The sequence below is a fragment of the Aromatoleum anaerobium genome (assembly GCF_012910705.2).
GTDB lineage: Bacteria > Pseudomonadota > Gammaproteobacteria > Burkholderiales > Rhodocyclaceae > Aromatoleum > Aromatoleum anaerobium.
The window spans coordinates 73,809-92,158 of the sequence record NZ_WTVG02000038.1 but is presented as its reverse complement, the minus strand read 5'-3'; the positions used below and the strand labels follow the sequence as shown (position 1 = coordinate 92,158).

The 18,350-nt window shown below is 67.6% G+C and carries 16 protein-coding genes and 1 pseudogene; 7 read left to right on the top strand and 10 right to left on the bottom strand.

The features are described from left to right. Positions 1-33 precede the first annotated feature (33 nt). The 3 genes from GO606_RS09310 to metK all read right to left on the bottom strand — a co-directional run bounded on the left by GO606_RS09310 (position 34) and on the right by metK (position 5,750). A complete protein-coding gene (locus GO606_RS09310; RefSeq protein ID WP_169119589.1) occupies positions 34-2,133 on the bottom strand; it encodes a TonB-dependent siderophore receptor in 2,100 nt (699 codons plus the stop codon). A gap of 92 nt (positions 2,134-2,225) precedes the next feature. Then, on the bottom strand, positions 2,226-4,361 hold the full coding sequence (locus GO606_RS09305; protein WP_169119590.1) for a TonB-dependent receptor: 2,136 nt from the start codon (positions 4,359-4,361) through the stop codon (positions 2,226-2,228). Between the two features lie 222 nt (positions 4,362-4,583). Then, positions 4,584-5,750, bottom strand: coding sequence for a methionine adenosyltransferase (metK, locus tag GO606_RS09300; RefSeq protein ID WP_169119591.1), 1,167 nt, complete (start codon positions 5,748-5,750; stop codon positions 4,584-4,586). Between the two features lie 286 nt (positions 5,751-6,036). Between metK and GO606_RS09295 the strand changes: the two genes are divergently transcribed. The 7 genes and pseudogenes from GO606_RS09295 (at position 6,037) to GO606_RS09265 (ending at position 11,631) form a co-directional block, all read left to right on the top strand. Then, positions 6,037-6,909, top strand: a complete 873-nt coding sequence (locus GO606_RS09295) for a lysophospholipid acyltransferase family protein (protein WP_169119592.1) — start codon at positions 6,037-6,039, stop codon at positions 6,907-6,909. Further along, entirely contained in the window at positions 6,903-7,802 is a 900-nt protein-coding gene (locus GO606_RS09290; RefSeq protein ID WP_169119593.1) for a lysophospholipid acyltransferase family protein, read from the top strand. The genes GO606_RS09295 and GO606_RS09290 overlap by 7 nt, the downstream gene beginning before the upstream one ends. A 100-nt stretch (positions 7,803-7,902) precedes the next feature. Next, a complete protein-coding gene (gene dapF / locus GO606_RS09285) occupies positions 7,903-8,736 on the top strand; it encodes a diaminopimelate epimerase (RefSeq protein WP_169119594.1) in 834 nt (277 codons plus the stop codon). A 93-nt stretch (positions 8,737-8,829) separates the two neighbouring features. Next, positions 8,830-9,480 carry a DUF484 family protein gene (locus GO606_RS09280; protein ID WP_169119595.1) on the top strand — a complete coding sequence of 217 codons (651 nt, stop codon included), beginning with the start codon at positions 8,830-8,832 and terminating at the stop codon, positions 9,478-9,480. 28 nt (positions 9,481-9,508) lie between these two features. Then, positions 9,509-9,610, top strand: a pseudogene (gene xerC / locus GO606_RS09275) (tyrosine recombinase XerC); the annotation flags it as partial. A 481-nt stretch (positions 9,611-10,091) separates the two neighbouring features. After that, positions 10,092-10,331: an IclR family transcriptional regulator gene (locus GO606_RS21995; RefSeq protein ID WP_343316189.1), complete on the top strand. Its 240-nt coding sequence runs from the start codon at positions 10,092-10,094 to the stop codon at positions 10,329-10,331. A gap of 109 nt (positions 10,332-10,440) precedes the next feature. Next, positions 10,441-11,631 (top strand): class I SAM-dependent rRNA methyltransferase, encoded by a 1,191-nt coding sequence (locus GO606_RS09265; RefSeq protein ID WP_169119596.1) that lies wholly within the window; start codon positions 10,441-10,443, stop codon positions 11,629-11,631. Here GO606_RS09265 and GO606_RS09260 read toward each other — a convergent pair. The 7 genes from GO606_RS09260 to GO606_RS09230 form a co-directional block, all read right to left on the bottom strand. Next, positions 11,619-11,975, bottom strand: a complete 357-nt coding sequence (locus tag GO606_RS09260) for a hypothetical protein (RefSeq protein WP_169119597.1) — start codon at positions 11,973-11,975, stop codon at positions 11,619-11,621. The genes GO606_RS09265 and GO606_RS09260 overlap by 13 nt on opposite strands. A 9-nt stretch (positions 11,976-11,984) precedes the next feature. Continuing rightward, a complete protein-coding gene (gene ruvB / locus GO606_RS09255; protein ID WP_169119598.1) occupies positions 11,985-13,046 on the bottom strand; it encodes a Holliday junction branch migration DNA helicase RuvB in 1,062 nt (353 codons plus the stop codon). Positions 13,047-13,100: 54 nt separating this feature from the next. Continuing rightward, positions 13,101-13,700 carry a Holliday junction branch migration protein RuvA gene (ruvA, locus tag GO606_RS09250; RefSeq protein WP_169119599.1) on the bottom strand — a complete coding sequence of 200 codons (600 nt, stop codon included), beginning with the start codon at positions 13,698-13,700 and terminating at the stop codon, positions 13,101-13,103. Between the two features lie 32 nt (positions 13,701-13,732). Continuing rightward, positions 13,733-14,677, bottom strand: coding sequence for a prenyltransferase (locus tag GO606_RS09245; protein WP_169119600.1), 945 nt, complete (start codon positions 14,675-14,677; stop codon positions 13,733-13,735). Between the two features lie 223 nt (positions 14,678-14,900). Beyond that, the gene (locus GO606_RS09240) at positions 14,901-15,950 is read right to left on the bottom strand and encodes a Fic family protein (protein WP_169119601.1); all 1,050 of its coding nucleotides are present in this window, start codon (positions 15,948-15,950) and stop codon (positions 14,901-14,903) included. Positions 15,951-16,154: 204 nt separating this feature from the next. Beyond that, positions 16,155-17,609, bottom strand: coding sequence for a ribonuclease G (gene rng / locus GO606_RS09235; protein ID WP_169119602.1), 1,455 nt, complete (start codon positions 17,607-17,609; stop codon positions 16,155-16,157). A gap of 95 nt (positions 17,610-17,704) precedes the next feature. Next, a complete protein-coding gene (locus tag GO606_RS09230) occupies positions 17,705-18,325 on the bottom strand; it encodes a Maf family protein (RefSeq protein ID WP_169119603.1) in 621 nt (206 codons plus the stop codon). Positions 18,326-18,350 lie beyond the last annotated feature (25 nt).

Below are 18,350 nucleotides of genomic sequence, written 5' to 3'. Positions count from 1 at the left end.
GGCTCTCTGGCAACAGGGACCGGTCAGGAGGGATCAGAACGAGAGTTTCGCCGACAGCCGCAGCGTGCGCGGCATGCCGACTGCGAGCAACGGAGAGTTCGAGTTCACCCGGCTGTCGCCGGCCGCAGCCCAGTAGCGCTTGTCGGTCGCGTTCTCGAGGTTCGCGACGAGGTCGAGCTGGTTCGTGCCGAGCTTCGTCCGATAGCGCGCGCCTAGGTCGTAACGGGTGTAGCCGGCCACGGTCGCCTGGTTCAGCGGGTCGACTTCGCGCTCGCCGGTGTAATACGCGCCCGCCGACAGCGCGAGGCCGCGGATCGCCGCGAGCCGGTGCTCGATGAACAGGCTCGCGGTGAACTCGGGCGTGTTCGCCGGCCGGTTGCCGACGAGGCGCGGATCGTTCTCGGCGTCGGTGAACTCGGCATCGAGCCACTGCGCGGACGCGAACACGCTCCAGCGTGGCGCGAACGGACCGCCCGCGGACAGCTCGACGCCGCGCAGGCGCGCCTCGCCCATGCGCTGAAAGACACGATCCACCTCGCCGTTCATCGGCCGCTCGATCTGGAACAGTGCCGCATTCGTCTGCAGGCCCATCCATTCGCTCTTGATGCCGGCCTCCCATTGCTCGCTCACCAGCGGCTCGAGGGATGTCCCCGCATTGACCGCTTCCGGCCGCGCAATGCCGCCGTCCTCGAGACCTTCGAGGTATCCGGCATAAACGTTCGTCGCCGGCGTGAGCTTGTAGACCGCGGCAATCGTCGGTGTCACCTTGCTCTTGCTGTAGTTCTGCGCCGGGCTCGTCGCGTGCTCGAACTCGAACTTGCTGCCGCGCGCGCCGGCCATGACGAGCCAGTCACCGAAGCCGATGCGGTCGAAGGCGTACCAGCCCTTGTCGTAGGTGCGCGAGTGCGGAGCACTTGCCGGATAGGTGACGGCTGTCTCCGGGATGTCGCGCGGATCGAAGAGGTTCTGGCGCACCACCACGGTGCGCGTCGCGCCGACCGTTTGGCGCAGCGTGTTCTGCGCATAGCCGAAAGTCGCGTCGTGCGTGACGGCGCCGGTCTCCACCAGGCCGGCGATTTCGGTGCGGGCATTGCGGTTCTCGTATTCCTGGCCCTTCGAACGCGAGATGCGCAAGTCGCCTTCGCCGGTCGCGAGATCGTAGTTCTGCATCTGCGAGAAGTTGCGGTCGCGCTCGAGCCATGCGCGGCCGGCTTCGACGGTCCAGATCCACGCGTCGTTGATCGCGAAGTCGCTGCGCACCTGCACGTTGCGCGCGCGCGCATCGTAGTTCGCCCAGTCCGGCGCGATCAGCTTCTCCGGGTCGGGGATGCGCGGCAGCGGGATCTTCCCGTTGACGGCGGGCAGCGCCAGGATGCTCGACTGCTCGACGACGTCCTTGGCGATGTCCTCGACGTCGAGCTTCAGCAGCCAGCGGTCGGTCACGTTCCAGTCGAACGCGCCGGCGACGAGATGGCGGTCGCCGTCGGCGCCTTCGACCGCGCTCTGGAGCTCGCCGCCGACGACGTTCACGCGTGCGCCGAACTCGCCGTTCGCGCCGAAGCGCCGGCCGACGTCGAGGCCGGCGACCGCCGTGCCGTTGTCATCGGTCGAGAGCTGGATCGCCGTGACCGGCGTGCTGCCGGCGCGCTTCGTGACCAGGTTGATGATTCCGGACGGCGGCACGAAGCCGTAGTACAGGCCGCCGACGCCTTTGAGCACCTCCACGCGCTCCTTGTTCTCCAGCGGCAGATCGATGAGGTTGACGATCGGCAGGCCGCCGTTCAGGCGGTAGTTCGAGCGGTTCTCGACGAGCAGGCCGCGGATCGACAGGTTGTCGTATGCGGTCGCACCGAGCTGGGCGCGCGTGACGCCGGCGGTGTTCTTCAGCGCCTCGTACAGGCCGTTGGCCTGCTGCGCGTCGAGCAGATCGCGGTCGATGACGTTGATCGTCATCGGCACGTCCTTCGCCGGCGTGTCGCGGAACGTGCCGACGCCGACGCTGCCGGCGCGCCAGCCGGAATCGGTGGCGAAGACTTCGACCGCTTCGAGCTGCTGGTCGGCGGCGAGGAGGGGGCCGTGCGCGGCGAGCAGCGCGGCGGCGGGAATCAGGCGGGCGAGGGTTTTGAGTCGCATGTCTGGATATTGGGTCGATGGAAAGGGAAGGTCGGAAAGCGGTCGGCAGCGCCCGCCGGCGCAGTAACGCCGGCGGCGCGGCAGGGCGGAAATCAGAAGCGGTAGGTCGCAGTCGCCTGCAGCGTGCGCGGGGCGCCCGGCTGGTTCAGGCCGTTGACGCTGCCGTGCGCGGACGCCCAGTACTCGCGATCGAAGACGTTCTTCAGGTTGAACGCGAGATCGTAGGCGCGGCTGCGATACAGCAGCGCGGCGTCGAACACCGCGAAGCCGGGCAGGCGCACGAGGTTGTCCGGTGACGCGAATTGCGACGACTGCGCGCGTACCCCGCCGCCGAGGCGCCAGCCGAGGCCGAGCTCGCGCATCACCCACAGCGACGCGCTGTGGCGCGGCGTCAGCGCCGCGTCCTTGCCTTCGAACGGCACCGTGACGCGGGTCGTGCCGAAGTTCGCGCCGCCGGTCGCGGTCGATTTGACGATCTCGGTGTCGAGGAGCGCGTAGCCGGCGTGAACCTGCCAGCCGGCGGCCGGACGGCCGGAGAGCGACAGCTCGAGGCCGTTCGTGCGCTGCTCGCCGGCATTGATCGTCAGGCGCGACACCGGCTCGGTGATCTTCATGTCGGTGCGTACGAGCTGGAACACCGACGCCCCCGCAGACAGCGCGCCGCCGAGGAGATCCCACTTCGCGCCGATCTCGTAGTTCGTCGAGATTTCCGGCTCGCTGTCGACGTTCGACGCATTGAGCTGGAACTGTTCGCCGGACGGCTGGAACGAGCGCGACACCGACACGTAGTACGACTGCATCGCGTCCGGTTGCCACACGAGCCCGGCGCGCGGGCTCCATTCGCGGTCGGTGCGTTCGAAGTCCGGTTTGCCGGGCTCGGTGGTTTCCTGCCGGTAGTCGTCGTAGCGCACGCCGACGAGCGCCTTCCAGTGCTCGCCGAACGCGATCTGGTCCTGCACGTACACGCCGGCACTGTCCTGCGTCGTGACGTTGTCGATCGTGCGCGAGTTCGGTGCGACGCTCCTGTAGGGCGGGATCGCGCCGCCGGGGTTGAACAGCGGGACCGTGTCGATGCCGATCCAGTTGTCGATGTCGAGCCGCTTCTCCTGGCTGCCGAGCTCGAGGCCGTACAGCAGCGTGTGGCGCAGGCCGCCGAGCGCGAGTTGCTGGGTCAGCTCGAACTGGTTGAACCAGCCGTCCTCGTCGCGCATGACGTGGCCGTGCGTGCGCTGCATGAAGAGCTCGCCATTGACGAGCGTGTAGGCACTGCCCGAGCGGTACAGCGTGTTGTTCCGGTCGAGCTTGAAGTCGTAGTAGCGCAGCACGTTGCGCAGCGACCAGTCGGTGTTGATGCGGTGCGCGAGCGTCGCCGTCGCGGTATTCATCGTCGCGCTCGTTTCGTCGTCGCGCTCGGCGTTGCCGGAGCCGTAATACGTGTCGTGATCGACGTCGAGCGGGCGGCCGTTGTTGTCGGGAATGCCGAAATCGGTCGGGCGCCGGTCGCGGTTGTGCGCGACCTGCAGCAGCAGTCGCGTGTCCTCGCCGAGCTTGAGGTCGAGCGACGGGGCGATCGCCTCGCGCTTCAGGAAGGATTCGTCGCGAAAGCCGGTCGAGTCCTCGAACGCGCCGGTCAGCCGGAAGCTGTGGCCGGCTTCGCCGAGTCCGCCGCCCAGGTCGAAGCTCGCGCGCCGCTCGCCTTCGCTGTCGAGCTGGACGGTGATGTCGCGGATCGCTTGCGTCGTCGGCATCTTGCTGACGCGATTGATGATGCCGCCCGACGAGCCGCGCCCGTACAGCACCGCCGCCGGGCCCTTGATGACTTCGATGCGTTCGGTGTTCGACAGGTCGCGAAAATACAGCGCGTCGTCGCGCACGCCGTCGAGGAAGTTGTCGCCGATCGCGGTGAAGCCGCGGATCGCGACCTGGTCGCGCTGGCCGTCGCCCATGTTCAGCGTCACGCCGGGCACGTTCTGCAGCGCCTCGGTCAGCGAGCGCACGCCCTGGTCGGCGATCAGCTCCGGGCCGACGACGTTGACCGTCTGCGGGATGTCGCGCAGCGGCGCGGTGCCTTTCGTCGCCGAGGAGGACACCAGCGGATTGTAGGACGGAGCGCTGGCCGTGTCGCCGGTGACGGTGACGGTTGGCAGCGTGACCTGGGGGGTGGTCTGGGCGGTCGCGAGCGCAGGCAGCGCGGCCGCGATCGCCACGCCGAGGGTGCGAAGATGCATCGGAACTCCGGTCGGAAGCGTTGGTGGCTGGCGATCCGGCCGGAGAGGGCGGAGTGGCTGGCTGGAATGTGGCGGGATTGTATTTCTATATATGAATGCGAATCAATCTTATTGTTACGGGTGCCCGGCGCAGGATTTCCGCGCCAAGGCGAACCCGCGGCGGCCGGGAGCGCGGCACCGCGCCCCCGTTGCGACCGTCAACCGCCGTGCCGCGAAGCGGCTTTAAAGTCCCGCGTCGGCACGCAGCGCCGCGGCCTTGTCGGTCGCTTCCCACGTGAATTCGGGCTCGTCGCGGCCGAAGTGGCCGTACGCGGCGGTCTTGCCGTAGATCGGGCGCAGCAGGTTGAGCTCCTGGATGATCGCCTTCGGGCGCAGGTCGAAGTGCTTCGCGACGAGTTCGGCAATGCGCTCGTCGCTGACCTTGCCGGTGCCGAAGGTCTCGACCATCATCGACACCGGCCTGGCGACGCCGATCGCGTACGCGACCTGCACTTCGCAGCGCTCGGCGAGCCCGGCCGCGACGATGTTCTTCGCGACCCAGCGCCCGGCGTACGCGGCCGAGCGGTCGACTTTCGACGGATCCTTGCCGGAGAACGCGCCGCCGCCGTGGTGTGCCGCGCCGCCGTAAGTGTCGACGATGATCTTGCGCCCGGTCAGGCCGCAGTCGCCGTGCGGGCCGCCGATGACGAAGCGCCCGGTCGGGTTGATCAGGTAGCGCACTTCGCCCTGCATCAGCTCTTTCGGCAGCACCGGCTTGATGATCTCCTCGATGACGAGTTCGGTGATCTGCGCGTGCGAGACTTCCGGGCTGTGCTGCGTCGACACCACCACGGTGTCGATCGCGACCGGCTTGCCGTCGACATAGCGGACCGTCAGCTGGCTCTTCGCGTCCGGGCGCAGCCAGTTGAGCCGGCCGTCCTTCCTCAGCTCGGACTGGCGCTGCATGATGCGATGTGCATAGTAGATCGGCAACGGCATCAGCGACGGCGTCTCGTTGCACGCGTAGCCGAACATCAGCCCCTGGTCGCCGGCGCCCTGGTCGAGGTCGAGGCCTTCGCCTTCATTGACGCCTTGCGCGATGTCGGACGACTGGCGGTTGATCGCGGTGAGGATCGCGCACGACCTGTAGTCGAAACCGATCGCCGAGTCGTCGTAGCCGATGCGACGGATCACGTCCTGCGCGATCTCCTTGTAGTTCGGGTGCGCGCTCGTCGTGATCTCGCCGGAGATGACCACCAGGCCCGTCGAAACCAGGGTTTCGCATGCGACGCGCGCATGGGGGTCGTCGGCGAGGATCGCGTCGAGGACGCCATCGGAGACTTGGTCGGCAACCTTGTCGGGATGGCCTTCGGACACCGATTCCGAGGTGAAGAGGTATTCCCTGCTCATGCGCTGCTCCTGAAAACGAAAAATCCCCAGAGTTTTCCGGCGTGGCCGGCTCCGGGGATTTCGTCGAGCAGGCGACGCTTTAGCAGTACTTGTGTGCCGTGACCGGTTAGGTGCGTTCGCGGCGCCGCCCTGCAAGTTGTCGTATTAACTCGGCGGCTGGGCGATAATTATATGCTTTGTGATCCGGCGGTCAAATGTGCGGGATCCGGAGCGGGCGAGCGGGCCTGGGTCCGGGCCTGTGCCGATTCCACCGGTGCCGATGCCCTCCTCGATGTGACCTCTTCGCGTGACCTTCCTCGTCAATCTGTCATTCCGCATTCTCGCCGGCTTGCCGCTGTCGTGGCTGCATCGGCTCGGCGGCTGGGCCGGCTGGGCCATCTGGCGCTTGTCGCCGTCATACCGGCGGCGCCTCGAGGACAATCTCGCGCAGGCGACAGGTCGCCGCGACGCCGCGCTACGCGACGCCGCGGTCGCCGAAGCGGGGCGGCAGGCGCTCGAACTGCCGTTCGTGTGGCTGCGTCCGCAGGACGAAGTGTTGGCGCGCATCGTGCGGGTCGAAGGGCAGGAACTGATCGCCCGGGCGCAGGCCGAGGGCGCCAGCGTGCTGCTGCTGACGGCGCACCTCGGCTGCTTCGAGATGTGCGCGCAGTATTGTTCGACGCACGGACCGATCACGGTGCTGTTCCGCCCGCCGCGCAAGCCCGCGCTGCAGCCGCTGATGGAAGCCGGGCGCGCGCGCGGCGCGATCCGCGTCGCCCCGGCCGACGTGTCCGGCGTGCGCCGGCTCGTGAAGGCGCTGCGCAGCGGCGAGATGGTCGGCATGCTGCCGGACCAGGCGCCGGCCGAAGGCGAAGGCGTGTGGGCGCCGTTCTTTGGCCGGCCGGCGTGGACGATGACGCTCGCGGCGCGCCTGTCCGAAGTGAAAGGCGTCAAGGTGGTGATGGTATGGACCGAGCGGCTGCCGCACGGCGCGGGCTATGTGCTGCGGCTTTCCGAACCCGTGGAGCCGATCGCGGGCTCGCTCGAAGAGCGCTGCGCCGCGATCAACCGTGAAATCGAACGCCTCGTGCTCGCGTGCCCGGCGCAGTACCTGTGGGGCTACAACCGCTACAAGCGTCCTTCGGGCGTGCCGCCCCCGCCGGGTGAAGCGCGATGCTGAGCCGCGCCCTGAGCCGCATTGCGAGTCACGCCGCGGTCGCGGTGTTCTGGCTGCTGCACTGGCTGCCGCTGCCGGTGCTGGCCTTCCTCGGCCAGGTGGTCGGCGAGGCGCTGTACTGGCTGGCACGCTCGCGGCGCCATATCGTCGCCGTCAACCTCGGGTTGTGCTTCCCCGAACTCGACGACGCGGCGAGGCGCCGGCTCGCGCGGGCGCACTTTCGCGCGGTTGGCCGCAGCCTGCTCGAGCGCGGCCTGCTGTGGTGGGCGAGCCAGCGGCGGCTGATGAACCTCATCCGGCTCGACGGTGCCGAGCGGGTCAGGGCGCTGCTCGACCAGGGGCGGCCGGTGATCCTGCTCGCGCCGCACTTCGTCGGCCTCGACACCGGCGGCTCGCGCGTCGCAATGGATTTTGATTCGGTCAGCATCTACGCGCAGCAGAACAACCCGGTGTTCGACCGCTGGCTGTTCCACGGCCGCAGCCGCTTCGGCGACCAGCGCCTGCTGTCGCGCCAGGACGGCGTGCGCGGCACGGTCAAGGCGATGAAGGCCGGGCGCCCCTTCTACTATCTGCCCGACATGGACTATGGCCGCAAGGACGCGGTGTTCGTGCCATTCTTCGGCGTGCCGGCGGCGACGATCACCGGCCTGCCGCGGCTCGCGCGGCTCGCCGGCGCGGCGGTCGTGCCGTGCGTGACGCGGATGCTGCCCCGCGGGCGCGGCTACGTCGTCGAGTTCGGCGAGCCGTGGCAGGACTTCCCGACGACGGACGCGGAAGCGGATACCGCGGCGATGAACCGCTGGATCGAAGCCGTGGTGCGGACGATGCCGGAGCAGTATTACTGGGTGCATCGGCGCTTCAAGACGCGTCCGCCGGGCGAGGCGCGGCCGTACTGAGAATGCGTACAGCGTGCTGTCGCTGGACCTTCCCCCGCGGCTGGGCCAGAATTCGGCGAGCCACCGCTTCCCTTACCCTCCACCTGAGCTGCGATTCCCCATGCGTCTGCGCTTCACGAAAATGCACGGCCTCGGCAACGATTTCGTCGTCATCGACGCCGTCCGCCAGTCCGTCGACCTGACGCCGGAGCGGGTCCGCCGTCTTGCCGACCGTCATTTCGGCATCGGCTGCGACCAACTGCTGGTGGTCGAGGAAGCGACCCGCCCGGACGTCGATTTCCGCTACCGGATCTTCAACGCCGATGGCGGCGAAGTCGAGCAGTGCGGCAACGGCGCGCGCTGCTTCGTGCGTTTCGTGCACGAGCAGGGGCTGACCGCGAAGCGCGAGATCCGCGTCGAGACGCGCTCCGGGATCATCGCGCCGCGGCTCGAAGACGATGGGCTCGTGACGGTCGATATGGGCGTGCCGGTGCTCGAAGCCGCGCGCGTGCCGTTCGTGTCGGATTCGGACGCTGTCGTCCAGCCGCTGCAGGTCGGCGACGCGAGCGTCGCGATCACCGCGGTGTCGATGGGCAACCCGCACGCCGTGCAGGTCGTCGCCGATGTCGACGCCGCCCCCGTCGCGGCGCAGGGTGCGCTGATCGAACGCCATCCGCGCTTTCCCGCACGCGTCAATGCCGGCTTCGTGCAGCTCGTTGATGCCCACCGCATCCGCCTGCGCGTGTTCGAGCGCGGCGCGGGAGAAACGCTTGCTTGCGGCACCGGCGCCTGCGCCGCGGTCGTGACCGTGATCCTGCGCGAACTCGCACAGTCGCCGGTGCGCGTCGAGACGCGTGGCGGAGAACTCGACATCGCGTGGGGAGGGCCGGGGCAGCCGGTGCTGATGACCGGCCCGGCGGTGACTGTTTTTGCGGGCGAAATCGACATCGACTGAGCACTCTTCAGTGAGCGCCCTCGAGCGAGCCGTTTCGCCGATTGCAACGAATACGAGGAGGCGCGCACGCGCCTGACGGGGAGCAGCTTTTCCATGAATGCCGCCGATGTCGCACGCTATCTGAAGGAACATCCGGACTTTCTTGCCGAACACGGCGAGCTGTTCACGCAGCTGACCGTTCCGCACCCGCACGGCGGGCAGGCCATCTCGCTGGCCGAGCGGCAGCTTCATGCGCTGCGCGACAAGATCCGGCAGCTCGAAAGCAAGCTCGCCGAACTGATTCGCTACGGCGAAGAAAACGACGAGATCGGCGAAAAAGTCCATCGCCTGACGCTCGCGCTGGTCGAAGCCGAAGACTACGATGCGCTGCGTTTTGCGCTGCTCGAAAATGTGCGCGACAACTTTTCGGTGCCGAACGTCGCGCTGCGCGTGTGGGCCGACGCGCAGCCTCGCGAAGGCGAGGATTTTTCGCCGGTGACCGAAGAGCTGCGCTTTTTCGCCACAGACCTGAGCCACCCATATTGCGGTGCGCCGGCGAATCTCGAAGTAATCAACTGGTTCGGTCCCGCCGCTTGTCATATTCGTTCGGTGGCGCTGGTACCGCTGCGCCGGGACGACCAGGTGCTCGGCCTGCTCGCGCTCGGCAGCGAAGAGGCCGAGCGCTTCTACCCCGGGATGGGAACGCTCTACCTCGCGCGCATCGGTGACCTGGTCGCGGCGGCGCTGCGACGGCAACTGGGCTGAAGGTGAGCGCCGCGGGTCGGGAGGCCGCGGCGCCGCGAGTATTTGCAGCACACCGGTCCCTACGCACCCCGACTTCCTGCATCTGGCCAAGGTGCACGACGCGGCGCACCCCCGCGCAAGGAAGCGCTGAACCGACGACGGGGCGAACGGACCGTCCCGGAGGCCGCAATGGGTGTCGCATGCCCTGGATCAACGGTCGTTCGTGACTTTTTACCCAAACCGGGCAGCAAGATCTCAAGTCGCTTGCGGCCATTCAGCTATCCTGAAACATCTCTTAACAAATCTTCCCTCGGGTCCAGCGCCGCAGACTGTGGGAGCAAGGCAGCAATGCCAGACATTCCTGATCCTGAAACTCCTGGCGCCGATGCGCCCGACAGCCCCGACGCCGGGCCCGGGCAGGGTCGGGCTCGCGGGCTGCGCAATGCGGCGGTCCTGCTCGCCCGCTACCAGGTTCGCAGTCTGAGGCGCCTGTTCGAGGAGTTCGAGCGGGAATCCTCCTGCCGATCCTGCTCGGCGAGATCGCGCTGCACAACATCGGCGCGCTCGAACATGGCGACGAAAGCGATCGCCTCGCGGCGGACGAAGCCGAGAGCGACTCCGACGAGGTGCATATGTCCCGGCTGCGGCCGTGCAACGCTTATTCGATTGCCGCGGCAACCGGCTTGCCGCGCGAGACGGTCCGGCGCAAGATCGGGCGCCTCGTCGATCTGGGCTGGATCCGCAAGGAGCAGAACGGCCACCTGTATCTCACGCCGCGGGCGTTGAAGCATTTCGGCACGCTGCTGTGCTCGCGCGATCTGCCGGAGTTCCTCGAAACCGCGGATCGCGTGCGGAATCTGCGGCACGACTGAGGCCGGGCCGATCGCGACAAGGCGTGCGCTGCGGCGACGGTGCTGGTGAGCGGGCGCCGCGCGCCTTACACTCTCGCGCCTGACTTTTCTCGTTGCGGTCCGCCTCCCGATGTCCAAGCTCGTTCTCCATCCCGGCAAGGAACGTTCGCTCCTGCGCCGTCATCCCTGGGTCTTCGCCGGTTCGGTGGCCCGCCTCGAAGGGCGCGCGCGTCCCGGCGACACCGTCGAGGTCGTCGCCGATGATGGCCGCTTCCTCGGCCGTGCCGCGTGGTCGCCGGAATCGCAGATCCGCGCGCGGATGTGGTCGTTCGCCGCCGACGTCACGATCGACCACGCATTCTTCAAGCGCCGCGTCGCCGAGTCGGTCGCGCGCCGCGCCGCACACCCGCTGCTCGCGGGCGAGAGCGGCCTGCGGCTGATCCATGGCGAGTCGGACGGCCTGCCCGGCGTCATCGCGGACCGCTTCGGCGACGTCGTGGTCGTGCAGCTGACGAGCGCCGGCGCCGAGAAATGGCGCGAGGCGATCGTCGCCGGGCTGGTGCAGGCGAGCGGCTGCACGGCGGTGTACGAGCGCTCCGATTCCGACGTGCGCGGCCTCGAAGGGCTCGGGCCGAAGACCGGCTGCGTGCATGGCGAGCTGCCGAAGGACGTGCTGACGATCGTCGAGAACGGCGTGCGCATGGAAGTCGACGTCATCAGTGGCCACAAGACCGGCTTCTACCTCGACCAGCGCGACAACCGCCGCCTGACGGGCCTGCTCGCGGCCGGGCGCAGCGTGCTGAACTGCTTCTGCTACACGGGCGGGTTCTCGCTGCAGGCGCTCGCCGGGGGCGCGACGTCGGTGCTGTCGATCGATTCGTCCGCGCCGGCGCTCGACGGCGCGCGGCGCAATCTCGCGATGAATCCGCAACTGGACGCGAGCCGCGCCGAATGGCTGCAGGCCGACGTGTTCGAGGCCTTGCGGGCACTGAAAGGCGAGGGGCGGTGTTTCGACCTGATCGTGCTCGATCCGCCGAAGTTCGCACCGTCCGCCGCGCACGCCGACCGGGCGTCGCGTGCGTACAAGGACATCAACCTGTTCGGCTTCCGCCTGCTCAATCCCGGCGGCATCCTGATGACGTATTCCTGTTCCGGCGGCATCGGCCTCGAACTGTTCCAGAAGATCGTCGCCGGCGCGGCGAGCGATGCCGGCGTCGATGCGCGCATTCTGCACCGGCTGTCGGCGGCGGCCGATCACCCGATCGGCCTTGCGGTGCCCGAAGGCGAATATCTGAAAGGGCTCGCGCTTCAGGTCGGCTGAACGCCTTCGCTCGCCGGCGCACGCCAGTCCGGGTTCGGCCCGCGCTCGCCGATCGTGAAGGCAGTGCTGGCGAGACCCAGCGCGAGCAGGATCAGCAGGAAATAGCGCAGCTGCCAGCGGGGCGGCGCGGCCCGGCCGTCGCCGCGCCCGGCTTGCCGGCCGGCCATCAGGCCGAGCGCGGCGACGACGACGAGGCCGGCGCCGAGCAGCCGCGACGACAGTCCGCCGAGAAGCACGCCGTGGGACGGATCGAAGCGATCAGGCCAGAAGAACGCCGGCCCCTGCAGCAGGTGGATCGCGCCGAACACGCACAGCACGATCGCCAGGGCCTGGAACGTGCGCATCGCGGCCGATCAGGGTGTGGAGAACAGTTCCGCGCCTTCGTCGCCGGCGCGCCGCGGCAGGGCGAGGCCAAAATGCTGCCAGATCGAGGCGCTCGCGATGCGCCCGCGCGGCGTGCGCTGCAGGTAACCCTGCTGGATCAGGTACGGTTCGAGCACGTCCTCGATCGTGTCGGACGACTCGCCGATTGCCGCCGCGAGGTTGTCCAGGCCGACCGGACCGCCGCCGAACTTCTCGAGCATCGCGCCGAGCAGCTTGCGGTCCATCAGGTCGAGGCCGAGGTGATCGACGTCGAGCATCAGCAGCGCGGCATCGGCGACGGCGGCAGTGATGTCGCCGTCGGCTTTGACCTGCGCATAGTCGCGCACGCGGCGCAGCAGCCGGTTCGCGATCCGCGGTGTGCCGCGGGCGCGCCGCGCGATCTCGACCGCCCCCGCGTCGTCGATCGCGACATCGAGCAGGCCGGCGGAGCGCCCGACGATGTATGCGAGCTCCTGCGGCGTGTAGAACTCGAGCCGCGCCGCGATGCCGAAACGGTCGCGCAGCGGGTTCGTCAGCATTCCGGCGCGCGTCGTCGCACCGACCAGCGTGAAGGGCGGCAGGTCGAGCTTGACCGAGCGCGCCGCCGGGCCTTCGCCGATCATGATGTCTATCTGGAAGTCCTCGAGCGCCGGGTAGAGGATCTCCTCGACGACCGGCGACAGGCGGTGGATCTCGTCGATGAACAGCACGTCGTGCGGTTCGAGATTCGTCAGCAGCGCAGCAAGGTCGCCCGCCCGCTCGAGCACCGGCCCCGAAGTCTGGCGCAGGTTCACGCCCATCTCGGCGGCGACGATATGCGCGAGCGTCGTCTTGCCCAGTCCCGGCGGACCGAACAGCAGCACGTGGTCGAGCGCCTCGTTGCGGTTGCGCGCGGCCTGGATGAAGATCTCGAGCTGTTCGCGGATCTTCGCCTGGCCGACGTATTCGGCCAGGCGCTTCGGACGCAGCGCGCGCTCGACGGCGTCTTCCTGGCGGTCGGCGGTCTGCGCGGAAATCACGCGTGGCGCCTGCAGTTTGTCGGTTTCGATCATCGCGAGAGTTTAGCCTGAGCGGCGCGTACGGCGGAACTCGCTTGCCTCGCCGCCTCAGGCTTTCGACAGCAGCTTCAGCGCCTGGCGGATGCCGTCGGAGACGCCCGCCTCCGGCGGGATCGCCTTCAGCGCCGATTGCGCTTCCTTGTCGTTGTAGCCGAGCGCGAGCAACGCATTGAGGATGTCGCTGCGGCTGTCCGCGGGCTGCGCCGTAGCGCCCGGAACAATGCTTGCGCCGAGCCCGGGCAGCGCCCTGCCGAGCTTGTCGCGCAGTTCGAGCAGCAGGCGCTCGGCGGTTTTCTTGCCGATGCCGGGGATTTTCACGAGGCGGCCGGTTTCCTGCAGCGCGACCGCCTGCGCGAGGTCGCCGACCGACAGGCCCGAGAGCACCGACAGCGCGGTGCGCGCGCCGATGCCGGACACCTTCAGCAACTGGCGGAACGCGGCGCGTTCGTCGGCGGTCGCGAAGCCGTACAGGAAATGGCCGTCTTCGCGGATCGCCAGATGCGTGAACAGCGACAGCGACTGGCCGGTCGCGGGCAGGCCGTAGAACGTGCTCATCGGCACGTCGATTTCGTAGCCGACGCCGTGCGTGTCGACGACGATCTGCGGCGGGTTCTTTTCCAGCAGGATGCCGGTGATGCGTCCGATCATGGGTGGTGGTCCGGAAGTATGGGTTTGCCCGGTCAGCTGTGCGCGCCGAACGCGAGCGTCGCCGCGAGCACCAGGCCGTGCAGGTTCGTTGCGGCGATCGTCAGCCTGATCGCAGGCGCGAGTTCGGACGGTTCACCGGCGTGCTCGCGCAACTGCCGCGCAGCGTGAAATGAGAGGACCAGCGTCAGCGCCGCGGCGGCGCACGCCTGGGGCAGGTTGTTGCGGCCGATCTGCAGCACGAGCCAGCCGTAGGCGACCAGCGCGATGCCGAAATAGCCCCATTTCGCGGTGTCGGCGCCGAGGCGCACGACGAGCGTGCGCTTGCCTGCTGCGGCGTCGGCGGCGCGGTCGGGGAACTGGTTGATGTAGAGGAGGTTCGCGACGAGCAGCGCAAACGACAGTCCGGCCGCGACCGGCGTCCATGCGAACGCGCCGCGCTGGACGAAATCGGCCCCGACCGCGACGAGCAGCCAGCACGCCGCGACGGCAAATTCGCCCAGCCCGCGGCTCGCGAGCTGCAGCGGCGGCGCCGAATATGCCCAGCCGAGCACCAGTCCGGCGAATCCGATTGCGATCAGGCCGGCCCCCGCGCCGAGCGCGAGCCACAGCCCGGCCGGGATCACCAGCGCGAACAGTGCGTAGCCGAATGCCGCCGTCTCGCGCAGCGTGAGCACGCCGTTCTGGATGAAGCGGCTGCCGCCGGTGAACGGATAGATGCGCTCCGAGTTCGCGGCGTCGGCGCCGCTCGCCGCATCATGGTAGTCGTTGAGCACGTTCGCGCCGGCATGCGCGAGCAGCGCGAACAGCACCGTGATCACCGCCCGCACGCCATCCAGCGCGACGCCGTCCGCGTGCGCCGCGGCGAGTCCGATCAGGCAGCCGGCGAGCGTGACGCTGAGGAACGCCGGGCGCGTCGCCGCGAAATAGCGCCGCGACGCGCTCGCGTAGCGTTGCGGCGTCGGCTCGGCGGGGCTCACCGCAGTATGATGTCGAATAGATAGTGAGTGCCGTACATTATTCTTGCAATATCAATATGTTGCGACGCATGCACGCCTCTTGATCTGTCGCCAGCTACCCATCTGGCCACCCGCAAGCTGCGGGCTCCCGATGGACCGTCTGCGACGGTTTGAGTCGAACCCAGCATTCAGGGCAGTTTGCGGTTCCCTGAGGACATTACCCTCTTTATTACATCCTTTCACGCTAATTACCTCTTCTTTGCCAAAGCGCACCGGGGCCTCGGCCGATGCAGTCGACCGACTGCCCCTTCTGCGTATTGAGCACCCGCCGGATCATGTCGCGGCTCACCCCCGGGCAGGCACGCTCCAGGTCGGCCAGGGAAAACGTTCCCGGCATCTTGGCGATCGCCTCCAGCACCATCTGGGTTTTCGATCCCCGCGGCTCCGAGGTTTCCCCAACGCGCTCGACGAATTCGCGATAAGCGCTCTTGAGAATGAACAGCACGTAATTGATGTAGGGCCATGGGTCGTGCTTGCCCTCGTGCCAGCGCTGCGAGCTCAGTTCCAGGATCTCGTAGTAACGCTCCTTGTTCTGCTCGACCAGGCGCTCAAGGCTGATGTAGCGGCCGACCTCGAAACCCAGTTGGTAGCTCTGCAACAGCCAGAGCAGTCGGGACACCCGGCCATTGCCATCGCGGAACGGATGGATGCACAGGAAGTCGAGATTGAACGCGGCCAGCGCGATCAGCGGCGGAACCCAGCGCTCTTCGAGGCAGGCCTGCCAGTCGCCGACCAACCGGGCCATGGCTGCCGGCGTTTCCTTGGCCGGTACGGTGCGAAAGCGCAGCCGCTCGCGCCCATCGGGATGGCGCTCGATGATGTCGCCATCCTTCTCCTTGTACAGACCGGCATCCCAGATCTCTCCCCGCGTCATCGCGTGGAGGCGCTGGATGGTTTCATTGGCAACCGGGAGGCGCTGGGCATCCTGGTGAATCCAGGTCAGGGCGTCGCGGTAGCCGCGCACTTCTTCCTCGTCGCGATCCCGGAACAGCGGTCTGGGCGATACGAGCACATCGCGCACCCGCGACGGCTCGACGGAAACACCCTCGATGCGGTTCGACGAGACGGCGCTTTCGATCAGCGCATGTTCGCGCAAGGCTTTGAGGCGCTGCGGCGACTGCCGGGTGTAAAGCTCCTGCTTACCGCGGAATTCGCCGAGGTCGGAGAGATACCAGGCCGTGGCGGGAGGTATAGACGATCTTCCAGCGGCAAACAGTTTCAGCGTACTCGTCATGGCTTATCCTCTTCTGCCGATTCGACAGACAGGTTGAAGAGGAATAAATGAACAGTGACCTCATGCCCATCGTCCTCGGGAGAGCGAAAAAGCATTCGCCACTCCCCTTGGGCAGAATCACTCGATATGTTTTGCAGAAACAACTTCCTTGTTTTATTGGCGTTTCCGGGTGGAAAGTGAGACGTGGTGAGACGCCATGAAACCTCACAGCAGAACAATGTCGAACTGTTCCTGCGAGTAGCTCGCTTCCGGATGCAGCGAGATCTTCTTGCCGATGAAGTCCGACAGCATCGCGAGCGACTGGGATTCCTCGTCGAGGAAGAGGTCGATGACGTTCGGCGCGGCGAGCACGCGGAACTCGCGGGCGTTGAACTGGCGCGCCTCGCGCAGCAGTTCGCGCAGGATCTCGTAGCACACGGTGCGCGCGGTCTTGACTTCGCCGCGGCCGTCGCAGGTCGGGCAGGGTTCGCACAAGAGATGGGCGAGCGACTCGCGCGTGCGCTTCCGCGTCATTTCGACGAGGCCGAGCGCAGTGAAGCCGTTGACGGTCATCTTGGTGTGGTCGCGCGCGAGCGCCTTCTTGAACTCGTCGAGCACCATGTCGCGGTGCTCGACGTTTTCCATGTCGATGAAGTCGATGATGATGATGCCGCCGAGGTTCCTCAGGCGCAATTGGCGGGCGATCGTCTGCGCCGCTTCGAGGTTGGTCTTGAAGATCGTGTCGTCGAAGTTGCGCGCGCCGACAAAGCCGCCGGTGTTGACGTCGACGGTCGTCATTGCTTCGGTCTGGTCGATGATCAGGTAGCCGCCGGATTTGAGGCTGACGCGGCGCGCGAGCGCTTTCTGGATCTCGTCTTCGACGTTGTGCAGGTCGAACAGCGGCCGCTCGCCGCTGTAGTGCTCGAGCAGCGGCAGCACCTTGGGGCTGTACTCAGCGGCGAAGGCGGCGAGTTTCTGGTGGTTCTCGCGCGAATCGACGAGGATGCGCGAGGTGTCGTCATCGACGAGGTCGCGCAGCACGCGCTGGCCGAGGCCCAGGTCTTCGTACAGCAGGCTGGGCGGAAAGCGCCCGGTCGCGCTGTTGCGGATCTCGTTCCACAGCTTGCGCAGGTAGGCGATGTCGGCGGCGAGTTCGTCGTCGGAGGCGGATTCGGCCATCGTGCGGACGATGAAGCCGCCGGCTTCGTCTTCCGGCACCAGCCGCGTCAGCCGTTCGCGCAGCGCCTCGCGCTCGGATTCGTCCTCGATGCGCTGCGAGATGCCGATGTGCTTTTCCTGGGGCAGGTAGACGAGCAGCCGCCCGGCGATGCTGATCTGCGTCGACAGGCGCGCGCCTTTCGTGCCGATCGGATCCTTCAGCACCTGCACCGTGAGGTTCTGGCCTTCGGCGAGGATGCGCTCGATCGGCCGGCCGGCGTCGCCGTTGTGGCGATCGCTCCAGATGTCGGCGACATGGAGGAAGGCGGTGCGCTCGAGGCCGATGTCGATGAACGCCGACTGCATGCCGGGCAGCACCCGGACGACGCGGCCGAGGTAGATGTTGCCGACGATGCCGCGGCTGGCAGTGCGCTCGACGTGCAGTTCCTGTACCACGCCCTGCTCGACGATCGCGACGCGCGTCTCCTGCGGCGTGAAGTTGATGAGAAATTCGATGCTCATTGGAAAACCGGTAATGGGAAATGCGCAATCGATGACATCGCGGTCATCGATTGCGCATTGCCCATCGCGCCTCGCGGACGAGCTGCCGCTGGCGGCTACAGAGGATAGCCGAAGCTTTCGAGCAACTGGGCGGTTTCGAACAGCGGCAGGCCCATGATCCCGGTGTAGCTGCCGCGGATCTCATCGATGAACAGCGCCGCTCGCCCCTGGATGCCATATGCGCCGGCCTTGTCCAGGGGTTCGCCGGTGGCGACGTAGTGGCGGATCTCGGCGTCGTCGAGAGGACGAAAACGCACTTCGCTGATGTTCGTCCGGCTGCGCGTGCGACTGCCGTCGCTCAGCGCGACCGCGGTCAGCACGCGGTGCGTGCGTCCCGATAGCCGCCGCAGGATCGCCGCGGCATCGGGGCCGTCGACCGGCTTGCCGATGATCTGGCCGTCGAGTTCGAGCGTCGTGTCGGCGGCCAGCACCGGCTGATGCGGCAGCGAGCGCCACTGCAGGCGCCGACACCCCGCTTCGGCCTTGGTCAGCGCGAGACGCTCGACGTAACGCTCGACGGGCTCGCCCGCCTGCGGGGTTTCGTCGACATCCGCATCCTCGCCGCGCTCGCCGCCGCGGAACACGAGCAGTTCGAATTGAACGCCGATCTGGCGCAGCAGTTCGCGCCGGCGCGGGCTGCGCGATGCGAGGTAGATGCGGGCTTGCAGGGTCGTCATGGGGCGAAGGGCGGCAGGGCGCCGA

What these genes read in the sequence shown, in the direction of transcription:
- GO606_RS09310 (WP_169119589.1), bottom strand. Translation starts at nt 2,133, where the DNA reads ATGCGACTCAAAACCCTCGCCCGCCTGATTCCCGCCGCCGCGCTGCTC.
- GO606_RS09305 (WP_169119590.1), bottom strand. Translation starts at nt 4,361, where the DNA reads ATGCATCTTCGCACCCTCGGCGTGGCGATCGCGGCCGCGCTGCCTGCG.
- metK (WP_169119591.1), bottom strand. Translation starts at nt 5,750, where the DNA reads ATGAGCAGGGAATACCTCTTCACCTCGGAATCGGTGTCCGAAGGCCAT.
- GO606_RS09290 (WP_169119593.1), top strand. Translation starts at nt 6,903, where the DNA reads ATGCTGAGCCGCGCCCTGAGCCGCATTGCGAGTCACGCCGCGGTCGCG.
- dapF (WP_169119594.1), top strand. Translation starts at nt 7,903, where the DNA reads ATGCGTCTGCGCTTCACGAAAATGCACGGCCTCGGCAACGATTTCGTC.
- GO606_RS09280 (WP_169119595.1), top strand. Translation starts at nt 8,830, where the DNA reads ATGAATGCCGCCGATGTCGCACGCTATCTGAAGGAACATCCGGACTTT.
- GO606_RS21995 (WP_343316189.1), top strand. Translation starts at nt 10,092, where the DNA reads ATGTCCCGGCTGCGGCCGTGCAACGCTTATTCGATTGCCGCGGCAACC.
- GO606_RS09265 (WP_169119596.1), top strand. Translation starts at nt 10,441, where the DNA reads ATGTCCAAGCTCGTTCTCCATCCCGGCAAGGAACGTTCGCTCCTGCGC.
- GO606_RS09260 (WP_169119597.1), bottom strand. Translation starts at nt 11,975, where the DNA reads ATGCGCACGTTCCAGGCCCTGGCGATCGTGCTGTGCGTGTTCGGCGCG.
- ruvB (WP_169119598.1), bottom strand. Translation starts at nt 13,046, where the DNA reads ATGATCGAAACCGACAAACTGCAGGCGCCACGCGTGATTTCCGCGCAG.
- ruvA (WP_169119599.1), bottom strand. Translation starts at nt 13,700, where the DNA reads ATGATCGGACGCATCACCGGCATCCTGCTGGAAAAGAACCCGCCGCAG.
- GO606_RS09240 (WP_169119601.1), bottom strand. Translation starts at nt 15,950, where the DNA reads ATGACGAGTACGCTGAAACTGTTTGCCGCTGGAAGATCGTCTATACCT.
- rng (WP_169119602.1), bottom strand. Translation starts at nt 17,609, where the DNA reads ATGAGCATCGAATTTCTCATCAACTTCACGCCGCAGGAGACGCGCGTC.
- GO606_RS09230 (WP_169119603.1), bottom strand. Translation starts at nt 18,325, where the DNA reads ATGACGACCCTGCAAGCCCGCATCTACCTCGCATCGCGCAGCCCGCGC.